Raw genomic sequence first — 269 nt, 5'->3', positions numbered from 1 at the left:
GCTGGGCTCATTCATGTCATTCCATGTGTACAGCTCCGCTGGGCGTCCGGGGTATGCCTTGAAATCAAAGAGCTTCGCCCATTCAGCTCGCGCTTCCGGGGAGCAAAAGTCCGGATACACCGAAGGGCCAGGCCAGCAGAATCCATGGAAGTCTTCTCCTGAGGGTTTTTGGACCACCAACTTCTTTTCTTTGAAGAGGTTGGCGACTGTGTAGTTTGAATCATTTGCAAACAAGTGGGGATCGATGATGGTCACCAACTTTCGGTGTG

Annotated in this window: 1 protein-coding gene; it reads right to left on the bottom strand. The window is 52.0% G+C overall.

All coding sequences use genetic code 11. The features are described 5' to 3' along the window. Positions 1–255 (bottom strand): TIM-barrel domain-containing protein (locus ACYQ78_RS39650; protein WP_459806150.1); only part of this gene is annotated, 255 nt, incomplete at its 3' end. Between the last annotated feature and the right edge of the window lie 14 nt (positions 256–269).

The organism is Herbidospora sp. RD11066, from assembly GCF_054661255.1.
This window is presented reverse-complemented; position numbering and strand designations above follow the sequence as displayed.